This window comes from Sandaracinobacteroides hominis, assembly GCF_016464365.1.
Classification (GTDB): Bacteria; Pseudomonadota; Alphaproteobacteria; order Sphingomonadales; family Sphingomonadaceae; genus Sandaracinobacteroides; species Sandaracinobacteroides hominis.
Window position 1 is genome coordinate 76895 of the sequence record NZ_JADCUC010000006.1, and the last position, 15441, is coordinate 92335.

The window sequence follows — 15441 nt, forward strand, 5'->3', positions numbered from 1 at the left end:
TCTGCGGGCCGGGCTAAGCCGCGATATCGAGAAGCTTTTTCGCCTTGCCCTCCATCTCTAGCCGCGCATCCTGGTGCGTCTTGCCGCGTGCCATGGCGGTGATGCCCTGCACAAAATCGAAGATGCTTTCGGGTTTGCGGCCTTCCTCGGTCAGAACGCTGTCGATGATCCTGGCGGTCTCGGCCTTGGAAAACCCGCGCTTGCGCAGGAAGTCCTGACGATCATCATCGCTGCGGGCGACAATCCGTTCCCGGGCGCTCTTGATGCCGTTGAGGAATGGCGTGGGCGAAGAGTTTGCGAACTTCGTCAGCGCCGGTGCCGCCTCCTGAGCAAAGCGCGATGCAGCATATTTGGAGTGGCGGATCGTGATCTCCTCGAAATCCTCCACACCCCAAAGATTGCGGTTCTGGCAGACGGCACGGAGGTAAAAGCTCGCCATCCCCAGTGTCTTCGCCCCCACCTCGGAATTCCAGCAATAGAACCCCCGGAAATAGAGATCGGGCGAGCCATCGGGCAGCCGGCCTGCCTCGATGGGGTTCAGGTCGTCAACGAGGCATCTATGACGGCTATGATGGCGATTTCACGCTGGCCGACGTGCTGGGCAAGCCGAGCTATGGGCTGGCCGACATCGCCCCGGTGCCCGACCTCGGCAAGACGCGGGATTTCCTGGACGCAAATGGCGGCAATCTGGAACTGAACCAGTTCGACACCGATCTTGCCAACATTGCCGAGAATTATGACGCCAAGGAAGATGTGCTGGCGACCTATCTGCAGGGCCGCTTCCAGAACGAGACACTGCGCATCGTTGGTGGTCTGCGGGTGGAAAGCACGCAGGTGAACATGTTTGGCAACCGCGTCGATGTGGTCGAAGAGGGTGGGACCTGGAACGGCGTCGTGCTGGACGAGGACACGATCTTTGCGACCCCGGTGCAGGTGCGCCACAGCTATACCGACTGGCTCCCCAGCCTGAACCTGCGCGCCGATCTCAATCCCGACATCGTGGCGCGGGCCGGTGTCTACAAGTCGCTGGCGCGGCCGAGCTTCGGCAAGATGGCGCCGCGCTTCCTGATCGAGGAGAATGACGAGGGCGAGCGCGAGGGCACCTTCGGCAACCCCGATCTGAAGCCCTATCGCGCCTGGAACGCCGACGCGACGCTGGAGTATTATTTTGCGCCCAAGGCGGTGATCCAGGCGGGCGTTTTCTGGAAGTCGGTGCAGGACTTCATCGTCGACACCAATTTCGAAAACGGCACGTTCAACGGCATCCCTTATACCGAGGCGACCATTCCGATGAATGGCGACAGCGCCCGGGTGCTGGGCCTGGAAGCCAGCTATTCGCAGGCCTTCACCCTGTTGCCTGCCCCGTTCGACGGTCTGCTGGTGAACCTGAACTACACCTACACCGACGCGAAGGGCGATCTGGCCGATGGCCGCCGCATCCCGCTGCCGGCGTCGTCCAAGCACAATTTCAACGCGGTGCTGGGCTATGACAAGGGTATCGCCTCGTTCCGGATCGCCGGCGCCTATCGCGACAGCTATCTGGACGAAGTGGGGCCGTCGGCCGAGGAAGACCGCTATGTGCGCCCGCACTTCCAGCTGGACCTGTCGGCAAAGCTGCGCGTGACCGACAATTTCACCGTCTTTGCCGATCTGGTGAACCTGAACAACGCCAAGTATGTCGCCTATCAGAACGGGCCTTCGACGCGGCGGCTGCTGCAGTATGAAGAGTATAAGTGGACCGCGAAGTTCGGTGTGAAGGCGAACTTCTGATGCGGGCAATGCTGTTGGCGGCGGCGCTGATCGCCGCCCCAGCCTTGGCGCAAGTCGCCGTGCCTTCCGTGGTGATCGACCTGAAGACGGTGGAGCAGGCGCCGCCTGCTCCCGGCAGGCCCTATGCGCCGCGCAATATCCCTGACCGGGTGATCCTGAACCCGGGCGCCAACCCGACGACGGAAATGGCGGTGAGCTGGCGGACCGACATGGCCGGGGGCCAGCCGGAGGCGCAGATCGCGCGGATGAAGCCGTCGCCCGGATTTGGCGCCAAGGCCGAGACGGTTACGGGCATCAGCTTTGCCACCGTCAGCGAAAATGGCGAGGCACGCCAGCATCAGGTGCGCTTCAAGGGGCTTACCCCGGATACCGCCTATGCCTATCGGGTGAAGGGCGCGGCGGGCTGGAGCGAATGGCACCAGTTCCGCACAGCGTCGGCGCACGCGAAGCCGTTCAGCTTCATCTATCTGGGCGATACCCAAAACCATATCCTGGACATCGGCTCGCTGGCCTGGCGTCGGGCTTTGCTGCAGGCGGGCAATCCCGAGCTGATGCTGCATGCAGGCGATCTGGTCGCCAGCCGCGACGAGATGCTGCACGACGACGAATGGGGTCAGTGGTTCCAGGCGGGCGGCTGGGCGCTGGCAAGCATTCCGCAGGTGCCGGCGCCGGGCAACCATGAATATGTCGATGTGCCACTGCCGGGTGGCAAGGAGGCGCGCAAGCTGGGGCCGCATTGGCCGGTGAATTTCGCCCTGCCGCAGAACGGTGCGCCGGGGGCGGAAGGCACCAGCTATTTCCTCGACTGGCAGGGCGTGCGCTTCATCGTGCTGGATGGCACCTCGGCTCTGGATCTGGGCACGCTGAAGCCGCAGACCGGCTGGCTGGACGCGACGCTGGCGGCGAGCAAGGCGCGCTGGAATATCGTGATGGTCCACCAGCCGATCTTCACCTGTGCCCGGCCGAACGACACCGCCGTGCTGAAGGCGGCGTGGAAGCCGATCTTCGAAAAGCGCAACGTCGATCTGGTGCTGCAGGGCCACGATCATTGCTATAGCCGGCTGACGGCGGAGCAGGGCCGCGAGGCGAGCGCGAAGGCGCGCGCGGGCGGGGCGCTGCAGGGGCCGGTCTATATGGTTTCTGTGGCGGGCGCGAAAATGTATGGCCTGAACGACCGTTCCCGCACGCAGCCCGACAGGGTGGCCGAGGACACCAGCCTGTTCCAGATCGTGAACGTGAGCGGCGACCGGCTGAGCCTGCGCTCGCACCTGAATACCGGTGAGCTTTATGACGGTTTCGACCTGATAAAGGCCGCCAATGGACAGAATCGGCTGGAAGACGTGAAGACGGCGCTGCCTGCCGTTCGCCGCTGCACCGGCCCGGCGCAGGTGCCGGACCAGCCGATGCCGGCTGATCGGCTGGGGCCGGATGGGCTGCAATGCACTGCTGAAGTGAAGGACTGACCTTGGAACTGCGTACCCTTGCCCCTGTCGCGCTGCTGGCGCTGGCTGCCTGCGGCCAGCAGAAGGCGGCGGAGCCAGCGCCCGCACAGGTGGAGAGAATCACCACTGTCGCGGTGCCCGCTGCTGCCGAGACCATCGTTGCCGACAATCCAACCGTCGATGCCGACGACCCTGTGCTGTGGCGCGATCCGGCCGATCCTGCTCGGGCGCTCTGGATCGGCACCGACAAGTCGAAGGGGCTCTATGTCCACGATTTGCAGGGCAAGATGCTGCAGTTTTTTGCCGTCGGGCCGATGAACAACGTCGACCAGCGCAGCTTCACCGCCGGTGGCAAGCCGCAGGTGCTGGTGGCGGCCGCCGACCGCGGCGTTTACGGCGTTCGCACCTGGCTTCTCGATCCGGTGACGCTGAAGCTGTCGCGCTGGGGTCATATGCCGACCGAGGCGGCCTTTGGCGAACCCTATGGCTTTTGCATGGGCCAGTTCGGCGGCGAGACCTTCGTGATCGCCAACAACAAGTCGGGCGCGATCCATGCCTATGCGGTTTCCCAGCGCAAGGACGGCAAGCCGGCAATGACGCCGAAGGGACAGTGGAAGGTCTCCAGCCAGACCGAGGGTTGCGTCGTGAACGACGCCACCGGCGACCTCTATGTCGGTGAGGAAGATGTGGGCATCTGGCGGATGAGCCTGAAGGACCCGAAGGCGGCGCCGGTGCAGATCATTTCGGTGGACGGCAAGAGGCTGGTCGCCGACGTGGAGGGCCTGACCATCATGCGCGATGGGTCCCGCAGCTTCCTGATTGCCTCCAGCCAGGGCGACAGTGCCTATCCGGTGTGGGAAATGAAGGACGGCGGCTATCAGTGGATCGGCCGCTTCAAGGTGGCCGGCGGCGCCATCGATCCGGCAACAGAGACCGATGGCCTCGACGCCTGGAGCGGGCCGATCGCCGGCTATCCGGAAGGCGCAATCGCCATGCACGACACCTGCGACGGCGACGGTCCTAACGACCCCGATGCCGCCGTCTGCACCGCCGACGCGAAGCAGCAGAACTACAAGCTGGTGGACTGGCGCGACGTGAAGAAGGCGCTGGGTATCGCTAGCTCCACGCGGTAACCGGCGGCACGGGGCAGGGCGCCGGCGCGTCCACCGTCCCGAAATCGGCGGGGCCGACGATCTCCAGATATTCCATGTCTGGGGAGTAATCGAAGAGATAGTGGGTGAGGCCGGGCTGCTGGTGCACGCAGTCGCCCGCCTCCACCAGCGTCTCCTTGTCTCCGTACATGAAGCGTGCCCAGCCCTTCATCATGATGACGATCTGGAAGTCTGCGACATGGCGGTGCCAGCCGGTGCCATCCTGCGGCGGCATGTTCGCCTTTACCAGATGCGCGATGACGCGCCCCCCGGTGGCGTCTGCCACGCCCAGGTCGCGATAGAGGAAAAAGTCGCGCAGGCCGTCGGCGCGCCATTCGGTGTCTGCGGGCTTGTTGTGCGAGAACAGCGTGGTTGGCGTTGCGTCCATTGCCTGCTCCTTCACACGGGATGGGTTTACCCCTGCATCAGAACTCGACGTCCAGTTCTTCCATATCTTCCGGTTCCGCCTGCGCGGCTGCGATCCATTCGGCCATCGGCGCCCAGGCGGTGATGGTTTCGCAATAGGCGGCGCTTTTGGGCGACAGCGCGACGGCATAGGTGAGGAAGCGCTGGGTGACGGGCGCATACATGGCGTCTGCCGCCGTGGGTCTGGCGCCGAACAGAAACGGCCCGCCATGGCGCGACAGGCAATCCTGCCAGATGGTCTCGATCCGTTCGATATCGGGCCTGGCGCCGGAGAAGATCGGGAATTTCGTATGCCGGACCTTCAGGTTCATCGGCAGCGCCGAGCGCAGGTTGGAGAAACCGGAGTGGATCTCGCCGCAGATGGCCCGGCAGTGCGCGCGGGCGACCGGATCGGACGGGAACATGCCAGCCTTGGGAAACATCTCGTTCAGCGTCTCGGCAATTGCCAGCGTGTCCCACACGCTCATCCCATTGTGGGTGAGGCGTGGCACCAGCACCGAGGGCGAGAGCAGCAGAAGCTCGGCACGGTTGCTGGCGTCGTTCGGGACCGGCAGCAGTTCGACATCAAGCCCGGCCAGACGGCACAGCAGCCAGCCGCGCAGGGACCAGGCCGAATAGGTCTTGCTGGAGATCGTCAAGGTCGGTTTCGACATCGTCACCCCTGCCTCTGCGCACCCCGTGCATTTGCGAATGGTGCAGAGCAGCATTTTATGCACATATTCCGTCATTGGAGAAGCCGAATCGGACTTGCGGCCGTTTGAAAGGGAAGATTTGCTGTACGCTGCCTTCCAGGCCTGGAGTGACATGATGGCGCCCTCGCGCTGGGCGGCGGCATCCGCGCTGGCGTGGCGCGATAGCTGTCCGGGCGAATGGAGCGGGGGTGACCTTGCCCGGCGGATGTTTGCTTTGGCGGATGTCTATCAAGGCACGAAGGTAACGCACGACCGGCCGCCCTATGCGATTGAGCCGGTGCTGAGCGGCAATGCGATGGTGCCCGTGCGGGAAGACGTGGCGATGTCGCTACCCTTCGGAGATCTCTTGCATTTTTCCAAGCCGGATTGCGAGCAGGTGCAGCCGAAGATGCTGGTGGTGGCGCCGCTTTCGGGGCATTTCGCGACACTGCTGCGCTCCACGGTGCAGACGCTGCTGGCCGACCACGACGTCTATATCACCGACTGGAAGAACGCCCGCGATGTGCCGCTGAGCGCCGGCAGGTTCGGGCTGGAAGAGTATATCGATTATGTGATCCGCTTCCTGCAGGAGCTGGGGCCGAACTCGCATGTGCTGTCGGTCTGCCAGCCCTGCGTGCCGACGCTTGCTGCAGTTGCGTTGATGGCGCAGGACAAGGACCCGGCGCAGCCGCGGACGATGACGCTGATGGGCGGGCCGGTGGATACCCGGATTGCGCCAACGGTGGTCAACGAACTGGCGATGGAAAAGCCGTTCGAATGGTTTCGCGACAATCTGATTTCACGCGTGCCCTGGCGCTATGCCGGCAGTGGACGGCGGGTCTATCCCGGCTTCCTGCAGCTGACGGCCTTCATGTCGATGAACCTGGACAAGCATTTTGCCCAGCATCGAAAGCTGTATCAGCATATGGCCGACGCAGAGGCCGAGGCGGCGGCGAAGATTCGGGATTTCTACGACGAATATTATGCCGTGCTCGATATGGATGCGGACTATTATCTGGAAACCATCGACGCCGTGTTCCAGCGGGCGCTGCTGGCTCGGGGTGAGTTGACGCACCGCGGGCGGACAGTCGACCCTTCTGCGATCCGGCGGACGGCGCTGCTGACGGTAGAGGGGGAGCGCGACGATATCTGCGCCGTCGGGCAGACGGCGGCGGCGCATACGCTCTGCTCAAGCCTGCGGCCGCATCTGAAGCGGCATCATCTGCAGCCGGGGGTCGGCCATTACGGGGTGTTTTCGGGCTCGAAGTGGGAAACCCAGGTCTATCCGCAGGTGCGGAACCTTGTGCTGGCGATGAGCTAGGTTTTCCGGCCCGCGCCCGATTTCCTGCCGCCGCCATCCTGCGTGTTCACCGTCGCCCAGGCGCGGGCTTCCGCCTCGTCCTCCGGCACGCCCTTTTCCGCGTAGCTTTCGGCTATGTGCGCAGCCTTGCGCTTCTGCTTGTCGGTATAGGCGGTTTTGTCGCCCTGCGGCATCGCCAGTCTCCTTCAGTCGAAGGAGAAAACCCCCGGTGCGGCCGGGGGTTCCGTATCAGCTTCCGGTGCCGGGCTTTTCCGAGAACTCGCTCTCGAACTTGCCGGGCTTGTCCTTCCACTCGTCGGCGTCGGCCGGGCTGTCGCCCTTCACCGTGATGTTCGGCCATTCGGCGCTGAACTTGGCGTTCAGTTCCACCCACTGGTCGAGGTTCGGCTCGGTGTCCGGCACGATGGCTTCGGCCGGGCATTCCGGTTCGCAGACGCCGCAGTCGATGCACTCGTTCGGGTTGATGACGAGCATATTCTCGCCCTCATAGAAACAGTCGACGGGGCAAACCTCCACGCAATCCATATACTTGCAGCGGATGCAGGCGTCGGTGACGACATAGGCCATGGGTGTGCACTCTTCTGTTTCTGTTTCTGCCCTTGCGCTAGCGTGGCAGGCGGCCGGGCGTCAATGGGCAGTGTCGATGGCAGACGGTTCAGGCGGGCTGCAGTTCGCGCTGAACGGCTGAAGCCTCCGCCTCTGCGCCGTTCAGCAGATGGGTGTAGAGCAGGCAGGCCTCGCTATAGGGGCCGCGCCGTTCGGCCAGGCCATTCACGCGGACCGCAATCACCTGGTCGCCGCGGCAGAAGGAGAGGACGGCCCCCCTTCGCACAGTGGCACAGCTTCGATCTATCACCCGTCCATCCAGCCGGAGCCGCCGGCTTTCGCAGAGTTTCTGCGCTTCTGAACGGCTGCCCAGCAGCCTTGAGAACCACAGCCATTTGTCGATGCGCATGCCCTGTTCATAGACCAAGCGGCAGTCTCCTTCTCATAAGTCGCGTGTCTCTCCACGATTGGCGAGCATGGCGCCCAGATTGGCAAAGGCGTTTGAAGAGGGTGCGGGTGCGGGCTCGCCGGCGCGGCGGCGAGCCCGCGGAGCCTTTGCGGGGGCAAAGGCAAAGCCGCGTTCCTGTGCGCCCCGGAAACCCAGCGCCTGCATCAGCACGGCGAAATCGGCGGCGCTGAGGCCCAGGCTGGAAAGCAGGCCGGGATCGGTGCGGATGGCGCTGCCGCCGGCCTTTTCGGCCAGCCGCTGCGCATGGACGAGGCGGGCGGTGCGGTCGGCCATATCCACGCGAACGGCAAAGCGGCCCAGCGCCCAGAAGCCGGCGACCGCGTAGAAGCCGGGAGGGGCGCCAGGGTCGACAACGACCGAGGTGAGGCCGGGGCGCGGCGGCTGCGGCATTTGCGCGACGCCGGCGGATACGCCCCACAGCGCCAGTCGCCAGCGGGTTGCCTCGGGGCGAAGCGCATCGGCCGCAAAGACGTGGGTGACGCCAAGCCGTACCCCGGCGCGGGCAAGGGCGCTGCGGTCGGCACGCGTGAGGCTGGCGATCAGCGAGGCGACGCTGGCGCGCGGCAGCGAGCCCATGGTTTCGGTAAGCTGCACGACAAGGCCGCGCGCCGGGGGAGACAGTTCCGCCTTCAGCGCTTCCAGCCGGGTGAGAGCGGCCAGATGGCGGCTCTTGGTGGCATCGGCCCAAGTGGCAAGGCGAGCCTGCACGGCAGCGCGCAGCGGCGCGGCGAGCGTATCGAGGCTGCGGTCCAGTTCGATGCGCGGGTTCAGCGCATCGCGGCCACGGCGCAGTGCCGCCACCCGTTCGCCCCGCCAGGTAATGCGCGGCGGCATTCCGCCCTCGAAATCGAGCGCGAATTCGGTGTCTGCGGCGGCGGCCAGCGCGCGGGCGCGGGCGGAAAGCTCGGAGGAAAGGCGGCGTTCGGCGGCGGCCAGCAGCAGCTTCTTCTCGCCGGCGCGGGCGGTTGGATCTGGCAGGAAGGCAAAGCCCTTCAGCGTGCCGATGATGGCGCCATCCACGACCACGGCGCCGTCGGGATCGACTTCGACGCGAAGGTCGGGATCGCGCAGCTTCAGATCCTTCAGGAGCACAGCGGTGCGGCGATCGACGAAGCGCTGGGTGAGGCGCTGGTGCAGCGCGTCGGAGAGCTTGTCCTCCACCACCCGCGCCTTTTCCGCCCAGCCGGTCGAATCCTCCAGCCAATCAGCGCGGTGGGCCACATAGGTCCAGGTGCGGGCGGCGGCGATGCGGTCGGAAAGGGTGGCGATGTCGCCGGCGACATTGTCCAGCACGGCAAGCTCGGAGCGGATCCACTCCGGCGGCAGATTGCCATGGCCTTCGGTCAGGTGGCGCACCATGCGGCCGACGAGGCGGGCATGCGCCTCCGGCCCGGTGCGGCGGTAATCGGGCAGGCCGCAGGCGGCCCAGATACGCTGAAGAGCGGGGCGTCCCTGGGCGCGCTCCATCAGCCACGGCTCGCCCGCCAGCTTTTTCAGGACCTGCAGGTCGATGGCGTCGTCACCCCTCCAGAGATCGGGGGAAGAGGGCGTTGCCTCCAGGCTCATCACCAGCCGGTGCAGCGAGGCGAAATCGAGCCGGGCGTTGCGCCAGACGAGCGATTGCAGTGGCGGGAACTCATGGCCTTCGATGGCGGTGATTTCCGCCTCGGTGAAGGCAGGGCTGCCCCCTTCTTCGGCGCGACCCAGCTGCACCGTGCCAAAGGTGCCGTCGCGCTGGTGTCGGCCGGCGCGACCGGCGATCTGTGCCATTTCGGCGGGACGGAGCCGCCGGTGCCGCCGGCCGTCGAACTTGGAAAGGGAGGCGAAGGCGACATGGGCGATGTCCATGTTGAGGCCCATGCCGATGGCGTCGGTCGCGACCAGATAATCGACTTCGCCCGACTGGTAGAGCTCGACCTGCGCGTTGCGGGTGCGCGGCGAGAGGCCGCCCATCACCACTGCAGCGCCGCCCTTGTGCCGGCGCAGCATCTCCGCGAGCGCATAGACATCTTCGGCGGTGAAGGCGACGATGGCGGAGCGGGCGGGCAGGCGGGAGAGTTTTTTAGGCTCGGCCCATTTCAGCTCAGAAAAGCGCGGGCGGCCAACGATATGGGCATCCGGCAGCAGCCGGCGCAGCACCGGGCGCAGGGTTTCGGCGCCGAGGATCAATGTTTCCGCGGTGCCGCGCAGATGCAGCAAGGCGTTGGTGAAGACGTGGCCGCGCTCCGGATCGGCGCCCATCTGCCCTTCGTCGATGGCGACGAAGGGGAACTGGCGATCGGTGACCATGGATTCAGCGGTGCAGAGGAAATAGCGGGCGCCCGGCGGGACGATGCGTTCCTCGCCGGTGACGAGGGCGACTTGCGTAGCGCCCTTCAGTGCGACGACGCGATCATAGACCTCGCGGGCAAGCAGGCGCAGCGGGAAGCCCATCATGCCGCCGGAATGGGCGCACATGCGCTCGACGGCGAGGTGGGTCTTCCCCGTGTTGGTGGGCCCCAGAACGGCCGTCAGCTGGGCGCCCAGCTGGGTCATTCGTGCGGCCAACCTGCCTGCAGCATGGGGCTGTTCGCTTGCAGCATGAAAGGCAGATGGGGATTGCTTCGCCGATTTGAACGGGCCAACCTCGAGACGGGCCTCAGTTCAGGGTCCGATCCGGTATTGGCATGGGCTGTTGCCCGACGCGCCGCCCGGAATTCGGCAAGACAGATGCGAATGACCGCCTCTCCCACCAGCTCCAACGCCATATGTTGTGGCATGACCGATTCAGCGGCGCAAGGGGTGGATTTGTGACATTCTGACACAGGATTTGTCATGCGCCGCAGCCGTGATTCGGCTCACCGACCTGACAGGGCGCTTCGTCGCAGGTGCATGGAACCTTTTCGTGTGAGCTGTTGACCCCGGCAGTGCAATGATTCAGGGTTCACACCCAACAACTTATCGGTTTCAATCAACGTTGCCGGCGGGTTGGAGGGAAGAAGGCCTGCAGTTGACGGGCCGGTGAAAGGGTTGCGTGAGGGGTCGTTCTACCGCGATGCATGGAACTGACTGCGATCAGGCGCGAAGGGGCTACCGTGGCTACGGCTGCTGACTTCGCTTTGGCACCTGCGGGCCGCATATCGCTTCCGCGCGCGCCGCAACTTCCGCGTTTCGGCCTTCCTCTTTCAGGCACTGCGCTGGCGCGCACAGCCGCACAAATATACGATACCGATCTTGTAGTTGATCTGGGCGACGCGATCGGCTCCGGCCGCTGGTGGCGGGGTTTCGGCACGCTTGGCCTGCTGATCGGCACTGCGCTGGCGCTGGGGTCGCACACGCCGTCGCTGGTTGCTCCGGCGCCTCCACCGCTTTCGCCTTCAAAGCTGGAGGAAGCCCGCTTTGACAGGATTTCGCCGCTGGCCTTTGGCAGCGTCACCGGGCGGCAGGTGCCAGCCAATGCGATGGTCCGCCGGCTCGCCGAAACGCCCGAACGCCCACGCGTGGAGCTTTCCGCCAACATAGGTTCGGGGGGGCTGGAAGGGGCGCTGCGTAGGGCCGGTGTAGGGCGCGACGATCTGGAGGTTATTTCCGGGCTGCTGCGCGGCATTTCCAGCCTTAGCGGCGGCAAGCCCGGGACAGGTCTGAACATCGTTCTGGGCCGGCGCGAGAGCAAGGCCGTGCCAAGGCCCTTGGAGTTCCTGTCGTATCGCGCCAGCTTCGAGAACAAGGTGGAAATCAAGCGGGGCGCCGACGGCCAGCTGGCAGTGAAGAATATCCCGATCCGCATCGACAATACGCCACTCAGGGTGACGGGCGAGGTGGGCGGTTCGCTCCAGCGCGCGGCGCGTGCAGCCGGTCTGCCGGCGAACATCGTCGCGGAATATATGCGGCAGCTAGGCTATGCGATGGATATCCAGCGCGACATCGGCAAGCGCGACAAGTTCGAGATCATCGTTTCCCATCGCCGCGCCGAAACCGGCGAGACGGAGATGGGCCAGCTTCTCTATGCCGGGCTGATGAACGGCCGCTCCAATGTGTCTTTGATGCGCTGGGGCAACTCTGGCGAATTCTTCTGGCAGACGGGCGAGGGCGTCCGAAAGGGCCTGATCCGCACGCCGGTGCAGGGTGCGCGCCAATCTTCCGGCTTCGGCATGCGCTTCCACCCGCTGCTGGGCTATAGCCGCATGCACCAGGGCGTCGATTTCGCTGCCAGAGCCGGCACGCCCATCCTCGCTTCGGCCGGCGGCCGCGTGGTGCTGGCGGGCTGGGGCGGCGGCTATGGCAATGTGGTGGTGCTGGACCATGGCAAGGGCATGCGCACGCGCTATGCCCACATGCAATCGATCGGCGTCCGCAACGGTCAGCAGGTTTCGCAGGGGCAGCAGATCGGTCGGGTCGGCAGTACCGGCCTCTCGACCGGCCCGCACCTCCATTACGAAGTCTGGATGAACGGCAAGCCCGTCGATCCGCGTTCGGTGAAGCTGCTGGGCGGCTCGCAGCTGGGCGGGGCCGATCTGCAGAAGTTCCGCGGCGAGATGGCAAGGCTGAAGAAGCTGCCTGCCGCCGGCTCCGCGGGCTAGCGCGCCTTCCAGACCAGCGGGATACCCGCCACCAGCAGCCCGAGACCGAGGATACCCGCCAACCGCCCTGACTCCGACTGGCCGAGCAGGAAGGCGGCATAGCCCAGCGACGACCAGAGCATGGTGAGGCACACCCCCAGGAACAGGAGCGGCACGATCGGATAGAGCGGCACCGCGAAGCCGCCGACTTCCGGCCGGCGGCGGCGCAGGATGAACAGCGACAGCGCCGTCAGCGCCAGGAACAGCCAGAACACGGGCGCCCCAAAGGCGACCATCGCCGAAAAGCCGTCGCGCGTGGTGGCGCCATAGGCTGTCAGCGCCAGCGCCACCAGCGCCTGCACCAGCAGGGCGGGGCGTGGCACGGAGCGCGCCTGATCCCATTGCCCCAGCGGGCCGAACAGCGGCAGGTGGCGGCCCATCGCACACATGGCGCGGGCGCCGGTGATGACGGTGGCGTTCATGGTGGAAAGCGAGGCGACCACGACCGCGCCCGCCACCAGTGCTGCGCCAACCGGGCCGAAGGCGGCATCCAGCAGCAATGTTGCCGGGGCGGGTGTTCCCGCCAGTCCCTCGCGGCCGAAGGCGAACAGGAACGCCGCGTTGACGGCAAGATAGAGCAGGGTGACGAGACCGAGACCGAGCACCAGAGCAGCAACCAGCCCGCTTCCGCCGCCCTTCGTTTCGGCGGAGAGATAGGCGGCTTCGTTCCAGCCGCCATAGGCGAGCATGATGAAAACCAGTGCAAGGCCGAGGCTGGTGCCGGGCATGGCAGAGCCGCTGCCGGCAACCTGCGCCGCGCCGCCGCCGCCGATCCCCAGCATCACCGCGGCCGCGATCACGGAGACGATGGCGAATATCTCGATGGCGACGAATATCTGCTGGCCGCGCCGGCCTGCCTCCAGGCTGATCATGTTGCCGAAAGACACCGCGAGCACGGCGATGCCTGCCCACATGGCCGGCGAAGGGCCATTCGGCCAGAGCCCGGCGGCATAGTCGCCGGCAACGAAGCCTACCGTCGCAATCGCTCCGGTCTGCATCACCGCTACCCGTGCCCAGACGAACAGCGCGCCGACGCGGGCACCGAAGGCAAGGCGCAGGAAGTGGAACTCGCCACCGATGGAGGGGTAGCGAGTGGCAAGCTCGGCATAGGTGAGTGCCCCCGTGAGCGCGGCCAGGCCGCCCGCCAGCCACAGGCCCAGCACTTCCCAATTGTTCGAGGAAGCAGCCGCCACGTCCGCCGGCACCCGAAAGATTCCGGCGCCGACGACGATGCCGACAATCATCAGCGCAACATCCGTTGCCGACAGCCGCCGCGCCGGCTGCGCCCTATCCATGTTCAACGCCTGGATCTCCGGATAAAGTTCAGCCGCCGGTCCGGATGCGGGTGGCTACCCAGCCACGGCCCACCATCTGGTCGCCACGCACCACGCCTTCCAGCTCCTGTCCGTTGGCGCGCGTGAAGTGGACGCCGGTGCCCTTCACGCGGCCGTCGCGCAGGGGGCCGCCGCGGGCGACGCTCAGCATCTGGAACTGCTGGCCGAGCTCGGTGGCGAAGCGCTCGTTCCCGACTTCAAAGGCCCAGCGGCCGGAGACATTGGCGGGCACCAGCCAGAAATAGCCGCTGGCGTCGTCGGTGGTGATGGTGCGGTCGGGTTCCCACTCGCCCATGGTGAAGGCGTGGCTGACGATGCGGGTGCCGGGCTTCATCTTCAAAAGTGTGTCGCGCAGCTTCAGGTTCAGGCTGGGCAGCAGATACATGGTGACGACGGTGGCGTCGGTGAAATCGGTCTCGAAGATGTCGCCCTGCAGGAAGGTCACCTTGTTGGCGACACCCGCCTTTTGCGCGTTGCGGCGGGCGAGTGCGACCATATCGGGGTTGAACTCCACGCCTTGCGAACGGGCGCCGAAATCGCGGGCGGCGGCGATGGCGATGCGGCCGTCTCCGGAACCGAGATCGACGACGAAATCGGTGGGTTTCACGTCGGCGACGGTCAGCATCGCCTTCACCAGGCTGTCGGGCGTGGGCACCCAGATCACATCCTTGCCGGCCTGGCCGATTTCAGGCTGGAACTTGTCGTCGCCCAACTTGTCCTGATCGCCCTGCATCAGCGACAGACGCAACGGCGGCGCCTCTACCAGCGGATCGGGGATCGACGGCGCGGCGAGCGGGTCAGGTGCCTGTGGTGTGTTCGAGAGCATGCGCAGCTGGGCGGAAGCCGGAGCCGCCAGCAGCGTGCCGGCCAGCAGAATTGTGTAACCCAATCGGCGGAAAAGCATGCGGTTACTCCAACTCACGAACAGGGAATATTTCCATACTGGCACGAAATTTTCGGCACCGCGAGCCGCTTGCCTGGCAGTTGCGACGGGCCGTGCTTCATTGCCTGTGACAATATCGGGGGGGATGGGAAAGACTTGTATGCGTAGGCTGGTGATAGCCTGCATGTTGCTGGGCTCAGCCTTTGGTGCAGCCGCGCAGAAACCGCCGCCTGCCCTGCCCTCGCCGGCAGAAATGGAGGCCGAGGCGGTAAAATCCGGCGCCGTTTTTCTGACCGGTATCATCTCGCCCTACTATTTCACGCCGCGACTTGTTCTGGAAAAGGCGCCCATGGCGGGCGGGCCGAAATCCGCTGAGGGACGACGGATGGCTGTGCGAGCCGAGCGAATGGGAGATACGGGCGACGCCATCTCCCGCTGGAGGTCGATGCCCGCCCGCGCTTCTGCCTTGGGCAGCGACCGTGAACTGCGGCTTCGCATGTCGAAAATCGCCAGCTTGTCTGCCGATCACTGCTTGCTGGCCGACAGCCAGCGCGTTCGGGGGCTGGCTATCGAGCCGGAGGACTACCCCCAGAGCCTACGGCGGGCGAACATTCAGGGTGGAGTGAAACTTGCCTATTCGCGCACGGCAGACCGGCATGTGAAGGATTTGCGGGTGCTGGTTGCGGAACCACCGATGCTGTTCGACGACGGAACGAAGGCGATGCTCACAAATCATCCTCCCATCCCTGCCGAGCGCGACGGCAAGCCCGCCTATTGCGTGGGCCAGATTTCCAACGTGAACTGGCAGCTGCAGGAAGACGTGGAATAGC

The 15441-nt window shown here is 65.4% G+C and carries 13 protein-coding genes and 2 pseudogenes; 6 read left to right on the forward strand and 9 right to left on the reverse strand.

Features of this window, described 5'->3' with window-relative positions; genetic code table 11:
- Positions 1-13 precede the first annotated feature (13 nt).
- Positions 14-553, reverse strand: a pseudogene (locus tag IM784_RS13060) (DUF932 domain-containing protein); the annotation flags it as partial.
- Between IM784_RS13060 and IM784_RS13065 the strand changes: the two are divergent.
- The 3 genes from IM784_RS13065 to IM784_RS13075 are packed head-to-tail and all read left to right on the forward strand — an operon-like array spanning position 445 to position 4345.
- Positions 445-1770: a TonB-dependent receptor domain-containing protein gene (locus IM784_RS13065; RefSeq protein WP_199555788.1), complete on the forward strand. Its 1326-nt coding sequence runs from the start codon at positions 445-447 to the stop codon at positions 1768-1770. The pseudogene IM784_RS13060 and the gene IM784_RS13065 sit on opposite strands and share 109 nt — an antisense overlap.
- The gene (locus IM784_RS13070; protein WP_199555789.1) at positions 1770-3233 is read left to right on the forward strand and encodes a purple acid phosphatase family protein; all 1464 of its coding nucleotides are present in this window, start codon (positions 1770-1772) and stop codon (positions 3231-3233) included. The genes IM784_RS13065 and IM784_RS13070 overlap by 1 nt, the downstream gene beginning before the upstream one ends.
- Before the next feature lie 2 nt (positions 3234-3235).
- Positions 3236-4345 (forward strand): phytase, encoded by a 1110-nt coding sequence (locus IM784_RS13075; protein ID WP_235977232.1) that lies wholly within the window; start codon positions 3236-3238, stop codon positions 4343-4345.
- Here the strand turns inward: IM784_RS13075 and IM784_RS13080 are convergent.
- Together IM784_RS13080 and IM784_RS13085 are read right to left on the reverse strand one after the other, a co-directional pair.
- Positions 4329-4751, reverse strand: a complete 423-nt coding sequence (locus IM784_RS13080; protein ID WP_199555790.1) for a cupin domain-containing protein — start codon at positions 4749-4751, stop codon at positions 4329-4331. The two genes, IM784_RS13075 and IM784_RS13080, sit on opposite strands and share 17 nt — an antisense overlap.
- A gap of 37 nt (positions 4752-4788) precedes the next feature.
- Positions 4789-5442 (reverse strand): glutathione S-transferase, encoded by a 654-nt coding sequence (locus IM784_RS13085; protein ID WP_199555791.1) that lies wholly within the window; start codon positions 5440-5442, stop codon positions 4789-4791.
- A gap of 151 nt (positions 5443-5593) precedes the next feature.
- Here IM784_RS13085 and IM784_RS13090 point away from each other — a divergent pair, with 151 nt between their 5' ends.
- Positions 5594-6781, forward strand: a complete 1188-nt coding sequence (locus IM784_RS13090; RefSeq protein ID WP_408015297.1) for a polyhydroxyalkanoate depolymerase — start codon at positions 5594-5596, stop codon at positions 6779-6781.
- Between the two features lie 5 nt (positions 6782-6786).
- Here IM784_RS13090 and IM784_RS13095 read toward each other — a convergent pair.
- The 4 genes and pseudogenes from IM784_RS13095 to IM784_RS13110 form a co-directional block, all read right to left on the reverse strand.
- Positions 6787-6954: pseudogene (locus tag IM784_RS13095) on the reverse strand (plasmid stabilization protein); the annotation flags it as partial.
- A 55-nt stretch (positions 6955-7009) separates the two neighbouring features.
- Positions 7010-7348: a ferredoxin FdxA gene (gene fdxA / locus IM784_RS13100; protein WP_199555793.1), complete on the reverse strand. Its 339-nt coding sequence runs from the start codon at positions 7346-7348 to the stop codon at positions 7010-7012.
- Positions 7349-7436: 88 nt separating this feature from the next.
- Entirely contained in the window at positions 7437-7754 is a 318-nt protein-coding gene (locus IM784_RS13105; protein WP_235977236.1) for a S4 domain-containing protein, read from the reverse strand.
- A gap of 15 nt (positions 7755-7769) precedes the next feature.
- On the reverse strand, positions 7770-10331 hold the full coding sequence (locus IM784_RS13110) for a helicase-related protein (protein ID WP_199555794.1): 2562 nt from the start codon (positions 10329-10331) through the stop codon (positions 7770-7772).
- A 539-nt stretch (positions 10332-10870) separates the two neighbouring features.
- Between IM784_RS13110 and IM784_RS13115 the strand changes: the two genes are divergently transcribed.
- Positions 10871-12355, forward strand: coding sequence for a M23 family metallopeptidase (locus IM784_RS13115; RefSeq protein WP_199555795.1), 1485 nt, complete (start codon positions 10871-10873; stop codon positions 12353-12355).
- Here IM784_RS13115 and IM784_RS13120 read toward each other — a convergent pair.
- Positions 12352-13689 (reverse strand): APC family permease, encoded by a 1338-nt coding sequence (locus tag IM784_RS13120; protein WP_199555796.1) that lies wholly within the window; start codon positions 13687-13689, stop codon positions 12352-12354. The genes IM784_RS13115 and IM784_RS13120 overlap by 4 nt on opposite strands.
- 28 nt (positions 13690-13717) lie before the next feature.
- The gene (locus tag IM784_RS13125; protein WP_235977238.1) at positions 13718-14617 is read right to left on the reverse strand and encodes a class I SAM-dependent methyltransferase; all 900 of its coding nucleotides are present in this window, start codon (positions 14615-14617) and stop codon (positions 13718-13720) included.
- Between the two features lie 154 nt (positions 14618-14771).
- Here IM784_RS13125 and IM784_RS13130 point away from each other — a divergent pair, with 154 nt between their 5' ends.
- Positions 14772-15440 carry an energy transducer TonB gene (locus IM784_RS13130; RefSeq protein ID WP_199555797.1) on the forward strand — a complete coding sequence of 223 codons (669 nt, stop codon included), beginning with the start codon at positions 14772-14774 and terminating at the stop codon, positions 15438-15440.
- The last annotated feature ends 1 nt before the right edge of the window (position 15441 follow it).

Bases quoted from the DNA above. Each gene is read 5' to 3' on its own strand.
- IM784_RS13070 (WP_199555789.1), top strand. From the start codon at position 1,770: ATGCGGGCAATGCTGTTGGCGGCGGCGCTGATCGCCGCCCCAGCCTTG.
- IM784_RS13080 (WP_199555790.1), bottom strand. From the start codon at position 4,751: ATGGACGCAACGCCAACCACGCTGTTCTCGCACAACAAGCCCGCAGAC.
- IM784_RS13085 (WP_199555791.1), bottom strand. From the start codon at position 5,442: ATGTCGAAACCGACCTTGACGATCTCCAGCAAGACCTATTCGGCCTGG.
- IM784_RS13090 (WP_408015297.1), top strand. From the start codon at position 5,594: ATGATGGCGCCCTCGCGCTGGGCGGCGGCATCCGCGCTGGCGTGGCGC.
- fdxA (WP_199555793.1), bottom strand. From the start codon at position 7,348: ATGGCCTATGTCGTCACCGACGCCTGCATCCGCTGCAAGTATATGGAT.
- IM784_RS13110 (WP_199555794.1), bottom strand. From the start codon at position 10,331: ATGACCCAGCTGGGCGCCCAGCTGACGGCCGTTCTGGGGCCCACCAAC.
- IM784_RS13120 (WP_199555796.1), bottom strand. From the start codon at position 13,689: ATGGATAGGGCGCAGCCGGCGCGGCGGCTGTCGGCAACGGATGTTGCG.
- IM784_RS13130 (WP_199555797.1), top strand. From the start codon at position 14,772: ATGCGTAGGCTGGTGATAGCCTGCATGTTGCTGGGCTCAGCCTTTGGT.